Here is a 19,727-nt window from a genome sequence, read left to right as displayed (position 1 = left end):
AGCCCCCTCATCCGACCGCTTCGCGGCCACCTTCTCCCCCGAGGGGAGAAGGAAAGAGCAACACGTGATCACGACACGAGCTCGAACGGTTCCAGGCCCGCCAGGCGCAGGGCGACCGGGCGCTCCGGCACAACGCGCGGGGTCACGCCTGCGACCTCGTCGGCGACGTGGCGGATGTGGTCGGGGGTGGTGCCGCAGCAGCCGCCGACGATGTTGACCAGACCCGACTGCGCCCATTCCTCGAGGAAGTGGGCCGTTTCGTGCGGCTGTTCGTCATACTGGCCCATGGCGTTGGGCAGCCCCGCGTTCGGATAGGCGCTGACCAGGGTGTCGGCGACGCGGCTCAGCTCGGCGATGTGGGGCCGCATCAACTCGGCGCCCAGGGCGCAGTTGAAGCCGACGGCGAACGGCTTGGCGTGTCGGATCGAGTTCCAGAAGGCTTCCGCCGTCTGGCCGCTCAGGGTGCGGCCCGAGCGGTCGGTGATGGTGCCGGAAATCCACAGGGGGAGGGGCTCCAGCCCCTCGTCCTCCAGATCCTTGATCGCCTTGATCGCGGCCTTGCAGTTCAGGGTGTCGAACACCGTCTCGATCAGGAACAGGTCGACGCCGCCGTGGTGCAGGGCGCGGGCCTGCTGCTTATAGGCCTCATAGACCTCGTCATAGGTGACGGCGCGATAGCCGGGGTCGTTGACGTCGGGGCTCAGCGACAGGGTGCGGTTGGTCGGGCCGATGGCGCCGGCGACGAAGCGCGGCTTGTGCGGCTCCTTCTCGGCCCAACGGTCGGCGACCTCGCGCGCGATGCGGGCGCCTTCATAGTTCAGGTCATAGACCGCGTCTTCCAGCCCGTAGTCGGCCTGGGCGATGGTGGTCGAGGAGAAGGTGTTGGTCTCCGAAATGTCCGCCCCGGCGGCGTAATAGACATCGTGCAGGTCGGCGATGATGTCCGGGCGCGTCAGGATCAACAGATCGTTGTTGCCCTTCTGCGGATGGCTGTGGTCGCGAAAGCGCTCGCCGCGGAAGTCCTCTTCCGTCAGCTCGCGGCGCTGGATCATCACGCCCCAGCTGCCGTCCAGCACCAGGATTCGCTCTTTCGCCGCCGCGTGCAGGGCGGCGATGCGGTCGGGGCGGGTCAGGGGAGACGTCATCTACGCAACAGCCTTGGTTTCGCGCACGCCCAGAACCCGACAGATCGCATAGACCAGCTCGGCCCGGTTCAGGGTGTAGAAGTGGAAGTCCGAAAAGCCCTCTTCCTGAAGGCGGGCGCAGGTTTCGGCGGCGATGGAGGCGGCCAGCAGCTTGCGCGTCTCCGGGTCGTCGTCCAGCCCGTCGAAGTGGCCTGCCAGCCAATCGGGGAGGGCCGCGCCGCACGCCGCCGTCATCCGTTGCAGTCCCGCGAAGTTGGTCACCGGCATGACGCCGGGGATCAGCGGAATGGTCACGCCCGCCGCCCGCACCCGGTCGCGGAAGCGCAGAAAGGCCTCGATGTCGAAGAAAAACTGGGTCACGGCGCGCGTGGCGCCCGCATCGACCTTGGCCTTCAGCACCTCGATGTCGTGGTCGATCGACGGGCTTTCCGGATGCTTCTCCGGATAGGCGCCGACCGTGACCTCGAACCCGCCGATGCGGCTGAGGGCGGCGGTCAGTTCGGTGGCGTTGGCGTAGCCGTCGGCGCGCGGCGTATAGGCGCCGCCGATGCCGGCCGAACCCGGCGGGTCGCCGCGCAGGGCGACGACGTGATCGACGCCGATGGCCTTGTAGCCTTCGATGACTTCATCGACCTCAGCGCGGCTCGCCTCGACGCAGGTCAGGTGGGCGGCGGGGCGCAGGGTCGTTTCGCTGATGATGCGCTGGACGGTGCGGTGCGTCCGCTCGCGCGTCGAGCCGCCCGCGCCGTAGGTGACGGAGACGAAGGCCGGGTTCAGCGGCTCCAGGCGCCGGATCGCCGACCACAGATTGGCCTCGGCCGCGTCGGTCTTGGGCGGGAAGAACTCGAACGAGACGTTGACGGCGTTGCGGTTCGATCCGGCGCGCGCGACTGGGCCCAGCGGCGACAGCAGCAGGGCGCGGGCTTCGGCGAGAGAGGAGGGGGCCATCAGGCGGTCTTTCGGACGGGGCTCGCGGCGCGTTCGCCGGTCCAGATGTGAACAGTCAGCCCTTCCGTGTCGGGCGGCAGGGCGATGGGCGCCGAGGGCGTCAGGCCCGCCTCGGTCAGCCATTCGCGGATTTCAGCGTCGGGGAAGCCTAGGCGACGGTGCTGATGCGCCTCGCGCAGGTGCTCGAAGGCGTGCGGGGCGAAATCGACGATCAGCAGCTTGCCGCCCGGCATGACCAGACGCGCAGCTTCGGCCACGGCGGCGGCGGGATCGGCCAGGTAGTGCAGCACCTGATGGACGATCACCAGGTCGGCGCTCTCGTGCGGCAGGCGGGTCGAGAAGATGTCGCCGTGGCGCAGCTCGACCTTGTCCAGCCCGGCTTTGGAGACATTGGCGCGGGCGATGTTCAGCATGTTCTGCGACAGGTCGAGGCCCACCGACATTTTCGCCTTCTTGCCGAACAGGGTCAGCATCCGGCCCGAGCCGGTGCCCAGGTCGACCACCCGATCGAACGGGCCGGGACCAGCGGCGCGTTCGACCGCCGCCTCGACCGCGCTTTCGCAGACATAGAGGCTGCGCATCTGGTCCCACTGGGGCGCGATCTGCTCGAAGTAGCGGGCGGCGTCGATGGCGCGCTCCTTGCGCACCTCCTCCAGGCGGCGATGGTCGGCCTCGCCCTCGCCGTCGTCCAGCAGGTCCAGCACGGTGTCGATCAGCCGCCGCGACAGGGCGTCGTGCGACAGACGGTAGAAGACGCGCGCGCCATCGGGAAACCGCTCGATCAGACCCGCGTCGGCCATCAGCTTCAGATGGCGCGAGACGCGCGGCTGGCTCTGGTCCAGAACCCGCGACAGCTCCATCACCGACAGCTCCTCCGCAGCCAGCAGGGATAGGACGCGCAGGCGGGTCGGTTCTCCGGCGGCGCGCAGGGCTTCAACGGTCTGGTCAGCGGTCAGCGTCATAGGTCGTATAAAGATATCCTTATACGCTTATGCAAGCAAAATCTGGTCGCGCGCGTCCGCCAACCACCGAACGCAGGCACGGATCGTTCTTCTTGTGTCTGAAATCAGGGTCGAGAGCGCCCCAAAGAGAAAATCTTAGTCTGCGACAGGCGTCTGCAGCGGCTCGTTCGCAAAGTGGGCGGACAGATTCTGCAGGAGCAGCATCAGCATGCCCTGCACCGCTTCGGTCGTGGCGCCGCCGGTATGGGGCGTCAGGACGGTGTTTGGCACGCCCGCCCAACGCGCCGCGTCGGTCGGCTCCTCAGCGAAGACGTCGAGTGCTGCGGCGCCCAGGCGGCCCTCTCTCAGGGCGGCGATGACGGCGTCTTCGTCCACCAGTTGTCCGCGCGCGACGTTGACCAGCAGACCTAAAGGCCCAAGCGCATCGATGACATCTTGAGAGATGAGTCCCCGGTTGCTCTCGTCCGCGCGACAGGCGACGACAAGAATGTCCGAATCGCGCGCCAGGGCGATCAGGCTATCGGCGCGGGGCCAGGCGGCCTCCTTGGCGCGGGGCCCCCACCAGCGGACGTCCATGCGCATGACCTCGGCGCGCCGCGCTACGGCCTCGCCGATGTGGCCCATACCGACGATTCCCAGACGCTGACCGCTCAGAGATGTGGTGATGCTGCGGCTGGACAGGCTCCATTCGCCCGCACGGACGGCGCGGTCGCCCTCGGCGATCTGGCGGCGTGAGGCGAGGATCAGGCCGATGGCGTGGTCGGCCACGTCCTCATGGTTTACGCCGGGCGCATGGGTGACGGGCAGGCCGCGCGCGCGGCACCACGCGACGTCGATGCCGTCATATCCAGCGGTGAAGCAGGCGACCAGCGACAGGTTCGGCAGGCGCTCGATCAGATCCTTGTCGAGCTCGAACTCGCCGGCGACGATCAGGGCGCGAATGTCGCCGGCGGCCTCGATCGGGGGGCCTTCCCAGAAGCGATAGACATCGTAGGCGCCTTCCAGGAAGGCGCTCAGCGGGGCCAGATGCCGCTGCATGATCAGGACGGCGGGACGCTGGGTCATGGGCGCAGACTATCCCGCTTTCGCCGGAGCGCCAGCCTTCTCATTCACCGCTCATCCCGGCGGACGCCGGGATCCAGTGTTTTGGCGACAGGTGCGACGTTCGACCCTCTGGTCTTGGGCTCTTACTGGATCCCGGCGTCCGCCGGGATGAGCGGGAGAGGGGGCATAGAAAAACGGCCCCCCGATCGCTCGGAGGGCCGCGTGTCAGTCTGTCCGCTGGATCAGCGGCCGAACTTCTGGTGCTGGACGCGCTTGGGAATGATGCTGTCCGCGCCCAGGCGGCGCATCTTATCCTGCTCGTAGGCTTCGAAGTTGCCCTCGAACCATTCCACATGGCCGTCGCCTTCGAAGGCCAGGATGTGGGTGGCCAGACGGTCCAGGAACCAGCGGTCGTGGCTGATGACCACCGCGCAGCCGGCGAACTCTTCCAGAGCCTCTTCGAGGTTTTGCAGGGTTTCGATGTCCAGGTCGTTGGTCGGTTCGTCGAGCAGGATCAGGTTGCCGCCGGTGGCCAGGGTCTTGGCCAGGTGGACCCGGTTGCGCTCACCGCCCGACAGCTGGCCGACCTTCTTCTGCTGGTCGCCGCCCTTGAAGTTGAAGCTGCCGACATAGGCGCGGGTGTTAATCTCGCGCTTGCCGACCATCATGATGTCGGTGCCGCCCGAGATGGCCTGCCAGATGGTGTCGTCCGGCTTCAGGTCGTCGCGCGACTGATCGACATAGGCCAGCTTGACCGTCTCGCCGACCTTGATTGTGCCGCCGTCGGGCTGTTCCTGGCCGGTGATCAGCTTGAACATAGTCGACTTGCCGGCGCCGTTGGGGCCGATGACGCCAACGATGCCGTTGGGCGGGAGCTTGAAGTTCAGGTTGTCGAACAGGACCTTGTCGCCATAGGACTTCTTCAGCCCCTCGACTTCCAGCACCACGTTGCCCAGGCGCGGGCCGGGCGGGATCTGGATGACGGCGAAGGACTGGGCCTGACGGCTGTTTTCCTGCTCGGCGACCATCTTCTCATAGGCGGCCAGACGGGCCTTGGACTTGGCCTGACGAGCCTTGGCGCCCGAGCGGACCCATTCCAGTTCGCGGGTGAGGGCGCGCTGGCGGGCTTCGGATTCCGACTGCTCCTGCACCACGCGCTTGGTCTTGGCTTCCAGCCACGAGGAGTAGTTGCCCTCGTGCGGGTGGCCCTTGCCGCGGTCCAGCTCCAGCGTCCACTTGGTCACCAGGTCCAGGAAGTAGCGGTCGTGGGTCACCAGGATGACGCAGCCGGGGAAGTTTTCCAGGTGGTGCTGCAGCCAGGCCACCGACTCGGCGTCCAGGTGGTTGGTCGGTTCGTCGAGCAGCAGCATGTCCGGCTTGGACAGCAGCAGGCGAGCCAGCGCCACGCGGCGCTTTTCACCGCCCGACAGATTGGTGACTTCCCAGTCGTCCGGCGGGCAGCGCAGGGCGCCCATGGCCTGATCGATGCGGCTGTCGATGTCCCAGACGTCGCCGGCGTCGATCTTTTCCTGGAGGGCGGTCATCTCCTCCATCAGCTCGTCGGTGTAGTTTTCGCCCAGTTCGTTGGCGACTTCGTTGAAGCGGTTGACCCACTGCTTCTCTTCACACCAGGCCTCGACGTTCTGGCGAACGTTCAGGTTCGGGTCGAGCTGCGGCTCCTGCTCCAGGTAGCCGCGCTTGACGCCGTCGGCGGCGCGGGCCTCGCCCTGGAACTCGTGGTCCAGGCCGGCCATGATCTTCAGCAGGGTCGACTTACCCGAGCCGTTGACCCCGACGACGCCGATCTTGGCGTCGTTGTAGAAGCTGAGCCAGATGTTCTCGAAGACCTTCTTGCCGCCGGGATAGGCCTTGGTCAGGCCCTGCATCTGGAAGATATATTGTTGCGCCATGCGTCGCGTCGCGCCTTTGATTCAGTGCGGATGGGAAGTTGCCGGGGGATGTAGCGATCCAGAAGGCTTTGGGCAAATCTTCGGACGCCGACGCGGCTTTTCAATGGCGGCGTCGGCGCCCCGCCTTAGGCGTAGTTGAAACTGATGGAGATGCGCTGTTCTTCGGCGCGGTTGGCGGGCACTTCGTGGCGCAGCCAGCTTTCCCACATCAGCACCGTGCCGGGCGCCGGCTTCAGATAGACGAAAGGCTGTTCCGCCTCGCCGGCTTCGGCGGTCAGGCCGGGGCGGGCCATCATCATGGCCAGGCGCGGGTCCTCGATCTTCAGCGAGGAGGCGCCGTCGGGCACATGGATATAGACGGTGCCGGACAGCACGGCGTGGGGGTGGATGTGTCCGGTGTGGCCGCCGCCGGGCATTAGGACATTGACCCACAGATTGTCCAGCCGCAGCTTCTTCGCCAAGTCGAAATGCAGGCTCTGCGCGAAGAGCGCCGCATGCTTGTCCAGCAGCTTTTTCAGCTCGCCGAACTCGGGAAACCGCTGAGGCAGGTCGTTGATCGAGCCATAGGAGGTATAGCCCGGATAGTGGTTGGCCCGGCACCATTCGATCCCGGCCTCGTCCTCTTCCGCCATGACAAGGCACAGTTCCAGCAACTCCTCGTGCAGTTCCGTCCACCCGCGCGCCGAGGCGAGGGAGGCGTCATACACCTGGGTCGGGAAGAGGGAGCGAGAGGGCATGGCCCGCGATACCGCGTCTGGATTTATGCGAGAAGACGAAAACGGTCGCGCAGGGCGGGCGACGGGGTGTTTTCCGGCCCCTCGGCGGCACCTTTCGGGCGAAACGGGTCGGGTATTTTAATACCAGATATAAATAGACGATATTTTTCAACAAGTTGTCCTGTTTTCCGCATCAAGGATGGCGTTGACCTGTGCGCGTGGACCCTCTATCAGCACGGCCTCCGCCCGATCCATCTGGTTCGGGCCGCGTTTTTCGTCTTCCAGGACCCTCATCATGCTGAAGAGCACTACGGCTTCGCTGAAGCCGGCCGAGGTCGAGAAGAAGTGGATCCACATCGACGCCGAAGGCGTCGTGGTGGGCCGCCTCGCGACCTTCATCGCCAACCGCCTGCGCGGCAAGCACCTGCCGACCTACACCCCGCACGTTGACTGCGGCGACTACGTCGTCGTCACCAACGTCGACAAGGTGGTGTTCACCGGCAAGAAGAACACCGACAAGGTCTACTATCGCCACACCGGCCACCCGGGCGGCATCAAGCAGACGACCCCGGAGAAAGTCCTGGGCGGCCGCTTCCCCGAGCGCGTGCTGGAAAAGGCCGTTGAGCGCATGCTGCCCAAGGAGTCGCCGCTGGCTCGCAAGCAGATGACCCACCTGCGCCTGTTCGCCGGCGCCGCGCACGACCACGAAGCCCAACAGCCGACGACCATCGACTTCAAGTCGATGTCGTCCAAGAACACCCGGAGCGCCTGAGCATGACCGACGTGACTCAAGACACCGCCGCCGGCTTTGACGCCCTGAAGGGCCTGGGCACCGCTGCTGCCGAGGAAATCGTCCGCGAGCCGAAGATCGACGCCCTGGGCCGTTCGTACTCGACCGGCAAGCGCAAGAACGCCATCGCCCGCGTGTGGGTGAAGCGCGGCACCGGCAAGATCACCGTCAACGGCAAGGACGTGGCTGCGTATTTCGCTCGCCCCGTGCTGCAGATGATGGTCGCACAGCCGCTGAACGTTTCGGACCGCGCCACGCAATACGACGTGATCTGCACCGTCGAGGGCTCGGGCCTGTCGGGCCAGGCCGGCGCCATCCGCCACGGCCTGTCGCACGCCCTGACCCACTACGAGCCGGAACTGCGCAAGGTATTGAAGCCGCACGGCTTCCTGACCCGCGACAGCCGCGTCGTCGAGCGTAAGAAGTACGGCCGCGCCAAGGCGCGCAAGTCCTTCCAGTTCTCGAAGCGCTAAGTCGCGAACCCGCGACTGGGAATACAAAGGGCGCTTCGGGGAAACCCGAGGCGCCTTTTTCTTTTTGCATGTCCGAGGGCACCAGATGACCCACACCATCTTCATCGACGGCGAGGCCGGGACCACGGGCCTGGAGATCCGCGAGCGGCTGGAGGCGCGCGGCGATCTGGAACTGATGCTGCTGGGCGACCGCCGCCGCGATGTCGAGGCGCGGCGTGAGGCGTTGAACAGCGCCGATGCGGTTATCCTGTGCCTGCCCGACGACGCGGCTAAGGAAGCCGTGTCGATGATCGAAAATCCGTCGGTTAGGGTCATCGACGCTTCGACCGCCTATCGGGTGGCGGACGGCTGGACCTATGGCTTCGCCGAGATGGATCAGGCCCATCGCGCGGCCATCGCGGCCTCGACGCGGGTGTCGAATCCCGGCTGCTATCCGACCGGCTTCATCGGCCTGATGCGGCCGCTGGTGAAGGCTGGGCTGGTCCCGGCGGACTGGCCGGTTACGATCAATGCGGTGTCCGGCTATTCCGGCGGGGGCAAGGCGATGATCGCCGAGTTTGAAGCTGAGGGCGCATCCACCGCCTTCCGCGCCTATGGCCTGACGCTGAAGCACAAGCATGTGCCGGAAATGACCAGGCACGCGGGGCTGTCGCGGCCGGTGCTGTTCTCGCCCGCTGTCGGGAATTACCGCCAGGGAATGCTGGTCGAGGTTCCGCTGCACCTGTCGGCCCTGCCGGAGACGCCCTCGGTCGAGCGGCTACACGGCGCGCTGGTCGAGGCCTATGACGGCCAGCGTTTCGTCGAGGTCGCCGAGATCGACGAGACCGAGGCCATGACCGGCATCGAGCCCGAGGGCCTGAACGGCACCAACCGAATGCGCCTGCACGTCTTCGGCGATCGGGGCGGGGAGCAGGCGCGTCTGGTCGCCCTGCTGGACAATCTGGGCAAGGGCGCCTCGGGCGCGGCGGTTCAGAACCTCAACATCATGCTGGGTCTGGACGAGGCGACCGGCCTCAGGTGAGGCCGGCCGGGGCGCGCGATCAGCGCGCCCGCGCCGCCTTGACGGCCGACTCCACCGTCCCGCCGAAGAAGACGGCGGCGATGATGATCAGCAGGCCGTAGTCGTGTCCGGGGAAGACCAGCGGCACGCCCGCCGCCAGGATGATCAGCGCCGGAAACAGGCTGGCCCAGACGGCGGTCGAGGCGGCGTGAGGATGGATCATCGGCGGGCGCTGCATGCCCATCCGCCGGGCCATGATGCCGTTCAGCGGCACGAAGGCCGCCGGCACGATAATGGCGATCGCCAGATACTTCACCAGCTGGCCGGGCGCTCCGAACAGGGTCGCCGTTGCGATCAGCAGGATCAGCGGAATGGCCGTGGCGACGGCCAGCAGCAGGTTAGGCTCGATACGCTTCAAGACTTTACTTTCACATAGGCGCCGGGCGCCGGTTCGATGGGCTTCAGCGGCCCGGCCTTGGGATCGCGAGCGGCGATCTTCTCGCCGGACTTCGCGCCCAGCCAGTCGGCCCAGTGCGACCACCAACTGCCGGGATGCTGTTCCGCCTCCGCTTGCCACTCCTCAAGCGTTTCGGGAAGGGCGGCGTTGACCCAGTGCTGATACTTGTTGGCCGATGGCGGGTTGATGACCCCGGCGATATGGCCCGACCCGGCCAGCGTATAGGTCACCGGCCCGCCGAACAGCCGCGCCGAGCGATACACCGAGTTCATCGGCGCGATGTGGTCCTCGCGGCTGGCCTGGAAGTAGAGGGGGATGCGGACCTTCGACAGGTCGATGGCCTCGCCGTCGATCTCCAGTTCGCCCTTCGCCAGGGCGTTCTGGCCGTACATCAGGCGCAAGTATTGCAGGTGCAGCCGCTTGGGCATCCGCGTCTGATCGGCGTTCCACGCCAGAAGGTCGAAGGCGGGCGGCGCCTTGCCCATCAGATAGTTGGACACGAAGAAGGACCAGATCAGGTCGTTGGCGCGAAGGGCGTTGAAGGTGTCGGCCATCGCCGTGCCGGGCAGTACGCCGCCCGCCTCGTCCATCATGCGCTCGATCTCGGCCAGCCAGTGCTCGTCGGTGAACAGCAGCAGGTCGCCCGCCTCGGCGAAGTCGTGCTGGGCGGCGAAGAAGGTGGCTGAGGCGATGCGGTCGTCGCCCTTGGCCGCCATATGGGCCAGTGTGGCGCCCAGCATGGTGCCGCCGATGCAGTAGCCGACGGCGTTCAGATGCTTCTGGCCGGTCTGTTCCAGCGTCTTCTCGACGGCGCGATAGACGCCCTTCTTCATGTAGTCGTCGAGGCCGAACTCGGCCTTGTCGCGGTCCGGGTTGACCCACGAGCAGACGAAGACGGTGAAGCCCTGCGCGCTCAGCCAGCGGATCAGGGAGTTCGCCGGCTGCAGGTCCATGATGTAGAACTTATTGATCCACGGCGGGAAGATCAGCAGCGGAATGGCGTGCTGCTGCTCCGTCGCGGCGTCATACTGGATTAGCTCGAACAGTTCGTCGCGCCAGACGACCTGACCCGGCGCCGTGGCGACGTTCTCGCCCAGGACGAAGCGGCCATAATCGGCCTGGCTGATCTTCAGCGAGCCAGCCCCGCGCTCCAGATCGGCGGCGAAGTTCTGCATCCCGCGCACCAGGGATTCGCCGCTGGTTTCGGCCAGCGCCTTCAGCGCCACCGGGTTCGACGCCAGGAAGTTGGCGGGCGAGAAGGCGTCGGTCAGCAGGCGGGTGAAGAACTCAGCCCGGCGTTTCACGCGCGGGTCCACGTCCTCGACGCTGGAGACCAGATTATTCATCCAGTCCGAGGTGGCCAGATACGACTGGCGCATCATGTCGAACATGGGGTTTTCGGACCAGGCCGGATCGCGGAACCGCTTGTCGAACGGGGCGGGGCTGTCGACCGTCTCGCCCATCGCCCGGCGCGTGGTGGTCGACCACAGCTCCATATAGCGGCCGAACAGATCGGCCTGGGCCTGAAACAGCTTTTCGGGTCGGGCGGCCAGGCTGGTCATGACCGAGGACATGGCCGGGGCCACGTTGAACGGGTCGGGCGACAGGGCGGCGGGGCGGTCGGCCTGCGACAGAGCCGCCTCGGCCACCGCTGTCTGGGCCATCATCGCCGCCTTGGCCAGATTTAGGGACAGCGTCTCCAACTGCTGACGCTGTTTGGCGCTGAAGGCCATGAAGTCGGGCGTAGAGGCGGGGGCTTCGTCCTGCGGCGTCGGTTCCGGGGCGGGCGCCGGTTGCGGCTGTTCAGGCGGTGCGGCGGCCTTCTTGGCGCGCGGCTTGGCCGAGGTCGGGCGGCCGGCCTTGCGCGGGGCGGGGGCCTCGGCGGGCGCCGTTGGCTGGGGCGGGGCCTTGGTCGGGCGCTTGGCCATGGCGAACCTCCGTTGGGGACGAGCGAATGCGCGCGCCTTCCTCCCGACGCGATGATGGCATATGTCAGTGACGGAAATGAACGCGCTTATGCTGAAAAAGACGGGATGGACGGCAGCCTGGGGGGCGACCCTCGGTTCAGCCCTGATTTTGGGCGGCTGCGTCGGGGCTTTCGAGCCGAAGATCGACCCGACCTCGCCGTTGGCGCCCCGCATCCAGCAACTGGTCGATGAGAATCGCCAGTATCCGCGCTGGGCCGATTTCCCGCGCAGCAGCACCCCGCTGCCGGCGCCGACCGAGATCGCCGCCGACGTGGGACGCCTGCAAGGCCGCAGCGCCGCCCTGACCGCCGAGATGGCGCGTATCGACTGGACGCTGAACAGCGACCCGTCCGCCTTCCTCGCCGAGATCAACCGCCGTTTGGACGCCAGCCAGATGTCGCCCCAGACGCTGAAGACCGCTCAGGAAGTTGAAGCCTACGCCGAAGAGCTGCGCCGCCGCGCCACGGCGCCGCCGCCGATCGACCGTCCGCGCTTCTGAGACGCACGACCGTATCAGGCGCAGTCGCGATGTAAGGGGCATGAGGCGCGCAGATCGCGTCCGGCCTCGAATCTCGCGATCCTGAACGCTTCGGCCGCAGGGCCGACGCTCGAATCTGCTGCAAAGGTCCGCATGGCCCGTTCTGTCTTCATTGTCGCTATTTTCATCGGACGGACCTTCTGATGGCGGACGGTTACGGCCTGCCCGCCTTTCTGGGGGTCAGCCGCTCTCTGTCGGGGCGGGCGTGGCGGCAGCGTCCGGCCGAGACGGCGACGACCCGCGCCCATATGCAGGCGCTGGGGCTGGACGAGGTGATGGCTCGCGCCCTGTCGGCGCGCGGCGTGGCGGCGGATCAGGGCGCCGACTTCCTCAAGCCGACGCTGAAGGCGCTGTTCCCCGATCCGTCTAGCTTCATGGACATGGACGCCGCCGCCGCCGCCATCGTCGACGCCTTGCAGAGCGGCGCCAGCATCCACGTCTTCGCCGACTACGATGTGGACGGGGCGTCCAGCGCGGCCTTGCTGGTACGCTGGTTCCGGGCGCTGGGCGCCGACCTGCCGATCTATGTGCCGGATCGCCTGACCGAGGGTTACGGCCCCAGCGCCAGGGCGTTCGACACGCTGAAGGCGCGCGGCGCCGATCTGGTCATCACCGTCGATTGCGGGGCGGCGGCTAACGAAGCGGTGGCCCATGCGGCGTCCATCGGCCTGAAGGTCGTGGTCATCGACCACCATATGATGCGCGAGGAGCCGCCTGCCTGCCTGGCCGTGGTCAACCCGAACCGGCCGGGCTGCGGCTCGGGGCAGGGCAATCTGGCGGCGGCGGGGGTAGTTTTCGTCCTGCTGGCCGCCCTGAACCGCGAGGCGCGCGGGCGCGGCCTGTTCGAGGGCAAGACCGAGCCCGATATCCGTCAGTGGCTGGACCTGGCCGCCATGGGCGCCATCTGCGACGTGACGGGCCTGACCGGCTTCAACCGCGCGTTGACCAGCTTGGGGCTGGGGGTCATGTCGCACTGGCGCAATCCGGGCCTGCGCGCCCTGCTGGCGGCGGCGGGGGCCGAGCCGGGACCGGCCAAGACCAACCATGCGGGCTTTATCCTGGGGCCGCGCATCAATGCGGGCGGTCGGATCGGCAAGTCGGATCTGGGCGCGCGCCTGTTGTCCACCGACGACCCGGATGAGGCGCGGATGCTGGCGCAGGAACTGGACGCCTTGAACCTCGCTCGCCGCGAGGTCGAGGCCGAGGTGACGGAACAGGCTGTCCGCCGCGTCGAGGCGACGGGCGCTCATGCCGACGACAGCGCCGCCGTGGTCGTCTCGGGCGAAGACTGGCACCCCGGCGTGGTCGGCATCGTCGCCGGGCGCCTGCGCGAACGCTGGAGGAAGCCGGTCATCGTCATCGGCGTCGACGCCATCAACGGCGTGGGCAAGGGGTCGGGCCGCTCGCAGCCGGGAATGAATCTGGGCCGAGCGGTGCAGGCGGCGTGGACCGACGGCCTGCTGATCGCCGGCGGCGGCCACGCCATGGCCGCGGGCCTGACGGTGGCGGCCGACCGCATCGACGAGCTGCGCGCCTTCCTCAATGAGCGACTGTCGGACGAACGCGTCGAGGCCGTGGCCCAGGACTGGGTCGAGGTCGACGCCCTGATCGACCCGCGCGCCGCCACGCGCGAGCTGTTCGACGCCTTCGAGCAACTCGCCCCCTATGGCCCCGCCAACCCAGAGCCTCTATTCGCGCTGGAAGGGGTTCAAGCCCGCGAACCGGTGGCCATGAACGGCGGCCATGTGCGGTGCCGCCTGGTCGGGCCGGACGGCGCCTCGGTGCGCGCCATCGCCTGGCGCTGCGCCGACCTGCCGACGGGCAAGGCGCTGCTGGCGGGGCAGGGCGGCCTCAACGTGGCGGGCCGCCTGAAAGCCGACGACTGGAACGGCCGTCGCGGCGTTCAGTTCGAGATCGAGGACGTCGCCGATCCGCGCATGGTCTGAAAGCGTCAGCCTTGGCTGTGAAACGACGCAGGTCTTTGAAAAAGTCGCATAAATCGCCTCCACCGAGCTTGCCATAAGCGGAATGGGCGGCTATCTACACGGTCCTCCGCGCAGCGGTCCCTTCGTCTATCGGTTAGGACGCCAGGTTTTCAACCTGGAAAGAGGGGTTCGATTCCCCTAGGGACTGCCACGCGGAGTTTATCTCCCCCTGACATTTAGATCTGTCGTCGCTCGTGAATACGCACGCTTGCCGTGTCGATTTTGCGCGATCGATCCGGCGTCTGCGTGCGGCTTTGTCGTTTTTTTGAAAAAGCGCGAAGCAGCCTCTTGCGTCGCCGAAAAGGGACGGCTATCAGGCCGCTCCTCCGCGCAGCGGTCCCTTCGTCTATCGGTTAGGACGTCAGGTTTTCAACCTGAAAAGAGGGGTTCGATTCCCCTAGGGACTGCCACGCGGAGCAAACACCTCCCCAGAATCTCCAGCCCCAAGACCGCCTATGCAACGCGCGGTTGCGCGCGTTTGTCTTGCGCCCGTGACGATAATGTGGCGTAAAAGGGGCGGCAAGATTGCCAATCTTGACATACCCGTGGTATGGCGACTGTCCCGGAGTGCTCGGGCGGGGAGTAGGTGATGAGTTTCGAAGAGAGCGATACGCTTGAGACCGTCAAGGTCGCCGGTAAGGTCAAGTGGTTCGATGCTGGCAAGGGGTACGGCTTCATCGTCCCGGACGATCCGGCTCTGACGGAAGGTCGCGACGTCCTGCTTCATGTCACCAGCCTGCGCCAGGCGGGGCACGAGCTGGCGGGCGAGGGCGCGGCCATCACCTGCGAATGCGCCAAGCGGACGAAGGGCTGGCAGGTCGTGGCGGTCATTGATCTGGAAGCGGCTGAGGCGACGCCTGTGACGCGGCGGGAAAACGTCCGGCCCTCGTCGATTGGTCAGGCTTTCTCTGCTGACACCCCGCTGGAAGCCGCCGTGGTCAAATGGTTCAATCGCACCAAGGGCTATGGATTCGTGGTGCGTGACGGCCAGGACGGCGATATCTTCGTTCACGTCGAGACGCTGCGACGCTGCGGCCTGGACGACCTGCTGCCGGGCGATCCGGTCAGCGTTCGCTTCGCCGAAGGTCCCAAGGGCCTCGTGGTGGCTGATATCAGACCGGGCGGCTGAGTTCGTCCGTAGAGGACGATGATGATGAACCTCACTCGCCGTTTCGCCCTGGGGGCCGCCCTGGGTATCGCCGTGATGGCTTCGGCCTGCGCGCGCACAGGGCCGATGGATGGCGCGGGGCAACCGCTTGAAGCTCTGTCCATCGTCACGTCGACGGGCGAGCACAAATTCATGGTCGAGATCGCGGACGACGACACTGAGCGCGCGCGCGGCCTGATGTTCCGCCCGCCGCTGGAAGGCGATCGCGGAATGCTGTTCCAGTTCCCGGCGGCGTCCGAGCAGAGCTTCTGGATGAAGAACACGCCCAGTTCGCTGGACATCCTCTACATCGACCCGCGCGGCCGCATCGTCTCCATCGCCCGCCACACGACGCCGAACTCAGAGGCGCCGATTCCCTCGAACGGCGCGGCCAACGGAGTGCTGGAACTGCGTGCAGGACGGGCGGACGAGATCGGCGCCAAGCCGGGCGACACGGTGAAACACCCTTTCTTTCGCCCTTGACGACTAAGGCGCCGCTTAGGCCGTTGCGGCGCCGCCGCCGACGTGCCATGAGAGCGCTCCGTCGGTCCGGGGTGTGGCGCAGCCTGGTAGCGCATCTGGTTTGGGACCAGAGGGTCGGAGGTTCGAATCCTCTCGCCCCGACCACGGTTTAAGCCCGTTTGGGCGGGATGAGTTTTACACTCGTCCCTGCGGCTGAAGCGCTGCCTCGCAATCAGTTTTCTCGATCGGCGCTGGTTTTGGTTTCCCCAAAACAGACCCTTTCAACTTCAGCTATGGGTGGAAGGCGGAAGTTGCTCCCAGAATCGGCTCTCTGTATCGTTGATACATGAGCATTATAGATCGAGCCCCGACTCTGGCCTTCTTCATCGCCATCGCGCTGGGGCTGGCATTGATCGTCTCTGCTCTGATTTCAGGCTCTGATTGGGCGGTCCTCATCGGCTTGGTCGGACTGCTGCTAGCGGGCAAATCGACGCTGACCTTGGTCAAGCGGTTCGGAGCGACCGACCAACCTCAGTAAGTCCCACGGGGACTGAACTCTCTGGATGTCAGCAACGGGTCGTGAAGCGAAGTTCGCCTAAGGGTGGATTGCGGTCATTACCAAAATCTAGCAAGCAAAGGGCATGTCGATGCTCTCACTGCTCCGCCGCCTTGTTCGGAAGCAAACTGCTAAGAATGTAGACGCCGTCCTTCTCGCCCGAGGCGGAACCTCTGCACTGCTAACTGCAACCGCGCCTGGGACAAGGGATCATGCGCTTGTGACGGCAGGGGAGGCAGGCCTTGTTGTCAGAACCGAGCGGCTCGATCGGATCGACTTAGTTCGATTTGGGCCTATTTTCGATTTTCGACTTACCCCTGAGGGCGAAATAGCTCGCAGACGCGTGATTTCCGGCGACCCGAACAAACGATAGAGTCCGATAACGGGCGTGACGTGTTCGCGGTCTACTGCTTCTGGAAGTCGATCCAGGCGCCCGGGACTGATTGCTAACGCCCTCAGTGCGACGATGACGCCGCTTCCTTATCGCCGCATCGCCCCGACCCGCGTCAGGTCGAGGCGTAGCCGCCGTTGATGGCGTAGGAGAAGCCGATCGGCAGGGCGGCGCGGAACTGGGTGAAGAAGGCCGCCAGTTCGCCCAGCGTCGAGCGCGGAACGAAGAGGATGTCGCCGCGACGCAGGGGCAGAATCTCGCCGCGCGGCGCGCGCAGATCCAGCACCTTCAGCATGCGCAGATCGCCCGGCCCGCGACGGATCAGGGCGCAGTTTCGAGTGTTGGACGTCGGCAGGGCGCCCCCGGCCATGATCAGGGCCTGATAGGCGTCAATCGGGCCCGGCATGTCGAAAACGCCGGGATTGCGCACCTCGCCGTCGACCCAGACCTTGAGCGGGCCGGCCTGGCGCAGCGTGACTTCGACTTCGGGGCGCAGCAGGTGAGGGGCGTAGCCGGCCGAGATATCGCCTTCAAGCTCCGACAGGCTGCGCTCGGCGGCGGTCACATGTCCGACGAGGGGCAGGGAGACACGGCCGTCCGGGCCGATCTTCAGCTGACGGGTCAGTTCGGTCGCGGTGGGCAGGGCGACCTCGATCTCGTCTCCGGCGTAGAGACGGTATTCAGGCTCGATATCGGTCCACGGCGCGAACGGCAGGTCACGCGGCAGGTCGGCCACTGTCTGAGGCCTGGGCAGGACGGCGGCGGACTCGTTGCGCCCGCTTGACGCACAGCCGGTCAGGCCGGCGCCCAGCGCCAGAAGAAGCAGGCGGCGATCAACGTCCATGAGCGGCCGGGTCCGATCGATTGCGAAACTGAAGTTCCGCCAAGTTGACGCCTTATGGGTAACGGCCGGTTAACGCCAACGCTTCAAGCTGTCCCGGTCTGACACTGGTGGATGATCCGGCCCGTATGCGTTCGCACGTCACAGCAACCCGTCCCCGGTACGGCGTCATGGACGTCGTGGCCCTGCTGTTCCGGGAGCTGCTGTTGATGGTCATCATCTTCGCGGTGATCTTCGGCATCGGCGCCGCTGTCGTGATGACGATGAAGAAGACCTACACGGCCGGAGCCAGCCTGTTTGTTGGCGTCGGTCAGGAATATGTCTACCAGCCGCGCGTCGGCCTGGGCGAGCGGGCGATGCCGCCTTCGGCCGCCGAGGTGGCTCAGTCCGAGGCGGCCATCCTTAACAGCCTTGAGGTCAAGCGCCGCGTGGTGCGCGCCCTGGGCGTCGAGAGTTTCCAGAGCCCCGATGCGCCCCCGCCCGCCGATCCGGCCCGCCGCGAGGCTTCGGCGGTTCGCGCGGTCGCCAGCGGTCTGGGCGTCGAGGTGACGCCGCTGAGCCCGGTGATCGGCCTGAGCTACAAGAGCGATGATCCGGCCAAGTCGGCGCGGGTCTTGAACACGGTCATCGACCAGTATCTGACCTATCGCCGCGAAGTGTTTCAGGACCGCGCGACGGCGGCGATCCGCACTCAGCGCCAGACATTCGAGGACGAGCTGGGCGACGCTGACCGCGCGTATGAAGACTTCCTGCGCACCAATAATATCGGCGATTTCGCCACGGCCAGGGCGACGGTCGCCAGCACCTATCAGTCGATCTTCGCCGAGCGGATGGGCGTTCAGGCCCAACTGCAGCAGGCGTCGCAGCGTCTGGCGACGCTGGTAAGCCAGCTGTCGCGGACCCCGGCCGAGGTGGCCCTGTACAAGGATCTGAACGTTTCGGCCCAGGATCTGATCCTGCAACTGCGCACGGAACGTGAGAGCCTGCTGGCCCGCTATCAGGCCGACGCCCAGCCGGTGCGCGAGATCGACGCCAAGATCGCCCAGCTCCAGACCTATGTCGGCACCGGCACGGCGGTCGGCGCCAAGGAGGTCCGCACGGGACCGAACCCGATCTGGGTCGAACTGGAGACCACCCGCATCAACGCCCAGGCCGAGCGGGACGCGCTGGCGGCGCGGCTGGCCGTTCTGGATCGGCAACTGTCGGACCTGCGCGCGCGTCAGTCGCGCCTGACCGAACTGGAGTCGCGCAACTCGACCCTGGCGGGCAACCGCGAGGTGCTGACCGCATCGATCCGCGAGTTCCAGCAGCGCGAGACCCAGAGCCGAGCTGACAACGAACTGGTCAAGGCGGGCGCCGACAACGTCACCGTCATCGAGCGCGCCCAGCCGCCGTCGAAGGGCAAGAGCCTGAAGGCGCCGCTGATGATCGCCGTTTTCCTGTTCGCCGGCTTCACCGCCCTGTGCGTCGGCCTGCTGCGGGTGCTGCTGCGGCCGGGATTCGCCATGCCCGCGACCCTGAGCCGCACCCTCAACGCGCCGGTGCTGGCCGTAGCGCCCGCCAAGAGCATCTGAGCGCGTATGACGCGGATACGCGGCGATGACCGGCGGACGGCCCGTGCTAGGTTTCGCCAAATGGCGCGCGCGTAACCGATTCGCATGGTCGATCTGACGACAGAAATGGCTGGCCTGTGGGCTGCGTTGGGGCCGGCCCCGGCGCATCGCGGCCGCGTGATCCTGTTCGCCGCCGCGACATCGGGCGAAGGCGTCTCGACGGTAGCGCGCGAGTTCGCCCGTATGGCCGCCGTGCGCGGACGCCGTCCGGTCTGGCTGATCGACGGCGACTTGTCGCAGCAGGGCCAGATGGAGCAGATCGCCGCCGAGCCGGACCGGTTCGGGCGCCTGGGGGCGTCTGTGCGGGCGTCGCCGGACGGGTCGGCCTTCTACGCCGTGTCGCCGCCGTTGCGCGGCCGTGACGGCAAGCCCGCTGCGCCGGGACGCGTCCTGACGGCCAAGGCCTGCCTGGGAGGGCGGCTGTATGTCACCCGCTTCCATATGGAGCTGCTGCGCGCAGGCCAGCGGGTCGAGGCGGTCGATGATCCGCGCTATTGGACCCGTCTGCGGGCGCATGCCGACACCGTGGTGATCGACGCCCCGGCGGCGGACCGTAGCGACATGGCCCTGACGCTGGCGCCGCTGGCGGACTCGACGGTGATGGTGGTGGCGGCGGACAGCACCGGCGCAGCCGCGCCTGCCGCCCTGCGTGAAGAGATCGACGCCGCCGGGGGCCGTGTCGCGGGTCTGGTGATGAACCGTTCGACCTGGAGCCCGCCCAAACTGCTGAAGCGGTTCTTCAGCTAGACCATTTTCGGTTCAGTCGGAATCGACTGGACCCA

The 19,727-nt window shown here is 66.6% G+C and carries 19 protein-coding genes and 3 tRNA genes; 13 read left to right on the top strand and 9 right to left on the bottom strand.

Translation table 11 applies throughout. From position 1 onward, the window contains the following. Positions 1–68: 68 nt before the first annotated feature. The 6 genes from PIB44_RS09520 to PIB44_RS09495 form a co-directional block, all read right to left on the bottom strand. Positions 69–1,145: a homocysteine S-methyltransferase family protein gene (locus PIB44_RS09520; protein ID WP_278069185.1), complete on the bottom strand. Its 1,077-nt coding sequence runs from the start codon at positions 1,143–1,145 to the stop codon at positions 69–71. Next, positions 1,146–2,093: a methylenetetrahydrofolate reductase [NAD(P)H] gene (gene metF, locus PIB44_RS09515; protein WP_278069184.1), complete on the bottom strand. Its 948-nt coding sequence runs from the start codon at positions 2,091–2,093 to the stop codon at positions 1,146–1,148. Continuing rightward, positions 2,093–3,055, bottom strand: coding sequence for an ArsR/SmtB family transcription factor (locus PIB44_RS09510; RefSeq protein WP_025977434.1), 963 nt, complete (start codon positions 3,053–3,055; stop codon positions 2,093–2,095). The genes metF and PIB44_RS09510 overlap by 1 nt, the downstream gene beginning before the upstream one ends. Before the next feature lie 135 nt (positions 3,056–3,190). Continuing rightward, positions 3,191–4,120, bottom strand: coding sequence for a 2-hydroxyacid dehydrogenase (locus PIB44_RS09505; protein WP_278069183.1), 930 nt, complete (start codon positions 4,118–4,120; stop codon positions 3,191–3,193). Positions 4,121–4,341: 221 nt separating this feature from the next. Continuing rightward, the gene (ettA, locus tag PIB44_RS09500; protein ID WP_025977430.1) at positions 4,342–6,009 is read right to left on the bottom strand and encodes an energy-dependent translational throttle protein EttA; all 1,668 of its coding nucleotides are present in this window, start codon (positions 6,007–6,009) and stop codon (positions 4,342–4,344) included. A 125-nt stretch (positions 6,010–6,134) separates the two neighbouring features. Then, positions 6,135–6,746 carry a TIGR02466 family protein gene (locus PIB44_RS09495; protein WP_278069182.1) on the bottom strand — a complete coding sequence of 204 codons (612 nt, stop codon included), beginning with the start codon at positions 6,744–6,746 and terminating at the stop codon, positions 6,135–6,137. A 277-nt stretch (positions 6,747–7,023) separates the two neighbouring features. On the opposite strand from PIB44_RS09495, the gene rplM reads away from it, so the two are divergent. The 3 genes from rplM (at position 7,024) to argC (ending at position 9,009) form a co-directional block, all read left to right on the top strand. Next, positions 7,024–7,497, top strand: a complete 474-nt coding sequence (gene rplM / locus PIB44_RS09490; protein ID WP_201105658.1) for a 50S ribosomal protein L13 — start codon at positions 7,024–7,026, stop codon at positions 7,495–7,497. 2 nt (positions 7,498–7,499) lie between these two features. Then, the gene (rpsI, locus tag PIB44_RS09485; RefSeq protein WP_024354145.1) at positions 7,500–7,988 is read left to right on the top strand and encodes a 30S ribosomal protein S9; all 489 of its coding nucleotides are present in this window, start codon (positions 7,500–7,502) and stop codon (positions 7,986–7,988) included. A gap of 85 nt (positions 7,989–8,073) precedes the next feature. Further along, entirely contained in the window at positions 8,074–9,009 is a 936-nt protein-coding gene (argC, locus tag PIB44_RS09480; RefSeq protein ID WP_278069180.1) for an N-acetyl-gamma-glutamyl-phosphate reductase, read from the top strand. A gap of 19 nt (positions 9,010–9,028) precedes the next feature. On the opposite strand, the gene PIB44_RS09475 is transcribed toward argC, so the two are convergent. Beyond that, positions 9,029–9,406: a hypothetical protein gene (locus PIB44_RS09475; protein ID WP_134581134.1), complete on the bottom strand. Its 378-nt coding sequence runs from the start codon at positions 9,404–9,406 to the stop codon at positions 9,029–9,031. Next, entirely contained in the window at positions 9,403–11,373 is a 1,971-nt protein-coding gene (gene phaC, locus PIB44_RS09470; RefSeq protein ID WP_278069178.1) for a class I poly(R)-hydroxyalkanoic acid synthase, read from the bottom strand. The genes PIB44_RS09475 and phaC overlap by 4 nt, the downstream gene beginning before the upstream one ends. A gap of 76 nt (positions 11,374–11,449) precedes the next feature. Here phaC and PIB44_RS09465 point away from each other — a divergent pair, with 76 nt between their 5' ends. The 8 genes from PIB44_RS09465 to PIB44_RS09430 all read left to right on the top strand — a co-directional run bounded on the left by PIB44_RS09465 (position 11,450) and on the right by PIB44_RS09430 (position 16,082). Next, positions 11,450–11,911, top strand: a complete 462-nt coding sequence (locus PIB44_RS09465) for a hypothetical protein (RefSeq protein WP_278069177.1) — start codon at positions 11,450–11,452, stop codon at positions 11,909–11,911. A 182-nt stretch (positions 11,912–12,093) separates the two neighbouring features. After that, positions 12,094–13,896 (top strand): single-stranded-DNA-specific exonuclease RecJ, encoded by a 1,803-nt coding sequence (gene recJ, locus PIB44_RS09460; protein WP_278069176.1) that lies wholly within the window; start codon positions 12,094–12,096, stop codon positions 13,894–13,896. 115 nt (positions 13,897–14,011) lie between these two features. Further along, positions 14,012–14,086 (top strand) — tRNA-Glu (locus PIB44_RS09455). Between the two features lie 184 nt (positions 14,087–14,270). Then, positions 14,271–14,345: transfer RNA gene (locus PIB44_RS09450), tRNA-Glu, on the top strand. Positions 14,346–14,524: 179 nt separating this feature from the next. After that, on the top strand, positions 14,525–15,064 hold the full coding sequence (locus tag PIB44_RS09445; RefSeq protein WP_278069175.1) for a cold-shock protein: 540 nt from the start codon (positions 14,525–14,527) through the stop codon (positions 15,062–15,064). 21 nt (positions 15,065–15,085) lie between these two features. Next, positions 15,086–15,565 (top strand): DUF192 domain-containing protein, encoded by a 480-nt coding sequence (locus PIB44_RS09440; protein ID WP_278069174.1) that lies wholly within the window; start codon positions 15,086–15,088, stop codon positions 15,563–15,565. Between the two features lie 67 nt (positions 15,566–15,632). Further along, positions 15,633–15,709 (top strand) — tRNA-Pro (locus PIB44_RS09435). A gap of 181 nt (positions 15,710–15,890) precedes the next feature. Further along, complete coding sequence (locus PIB44_RS09430) at positions 15,891–16,082, top strand: hypothetical protein (RefSeq protein ID WP_025976195.1); 192 nt, start codon at positions 15,891–15,893, stop codon at positions 16,080–16,082. A gap of 524 nt (positions 16,083–16,606) precedes the next feature. Here the strand turns inward: PIB44_RS09430 and PIB44_RS09425 are convergent. Then, positions 16,607–17,335 carry a polysaccharide biosynthesis/export family protein gene (locus PIB44_RS09425; RefSeq protein ID WP_025977419.1) on the bottom strand — a complete coding sequence of 243 codons (729 nt, stop codon included), beginning with the start codon at positions 17,333–17,335 and terminating at the stop codon, positions 16,607–16,609. A gap of 125 nt (positions 17,336–17,460) precedes the next feature. Between PIB44_RS09425 and PIB44_RS09420 the strand changes: the two genes are divergently transcribed. Then, positions 17,461–18,906, top strand: coding sequence for a GumC family protein (locus PIB44_RS09420; protein WP_025977418.1), 1,446 nt, complete (start codon positions 17,461–17,463; stop codon positions 18,904–18,906). Positions 18,907–19,011: 105 nt separating this feature from the next. After that, positions 19,012–19,692 (top strand): P-loop NTPase family protein, encoded by a 681-nt coding sequence (locus PIB44_RS09415; protein WP_278069172.1) that lies wholly within the window; start codon positions 19,012–19,014, stop codon positions 19,690–19,692. Positions 19,693–19,727 lie beyond the last annotated feature (35 nt).

Source organism: Brevundimonas sanguinis (assembly GCF_029636725.1).
GTDB lineage: Bacteria > Pseudomonadota > Alphaproteobacteria > Caulobacterales > Caulobacteraceae > Brevundimonas > Brevundimonas sanguinis.
This window is presented reverse-complemented; position numbering and strand designations above follow the sequence as displayed.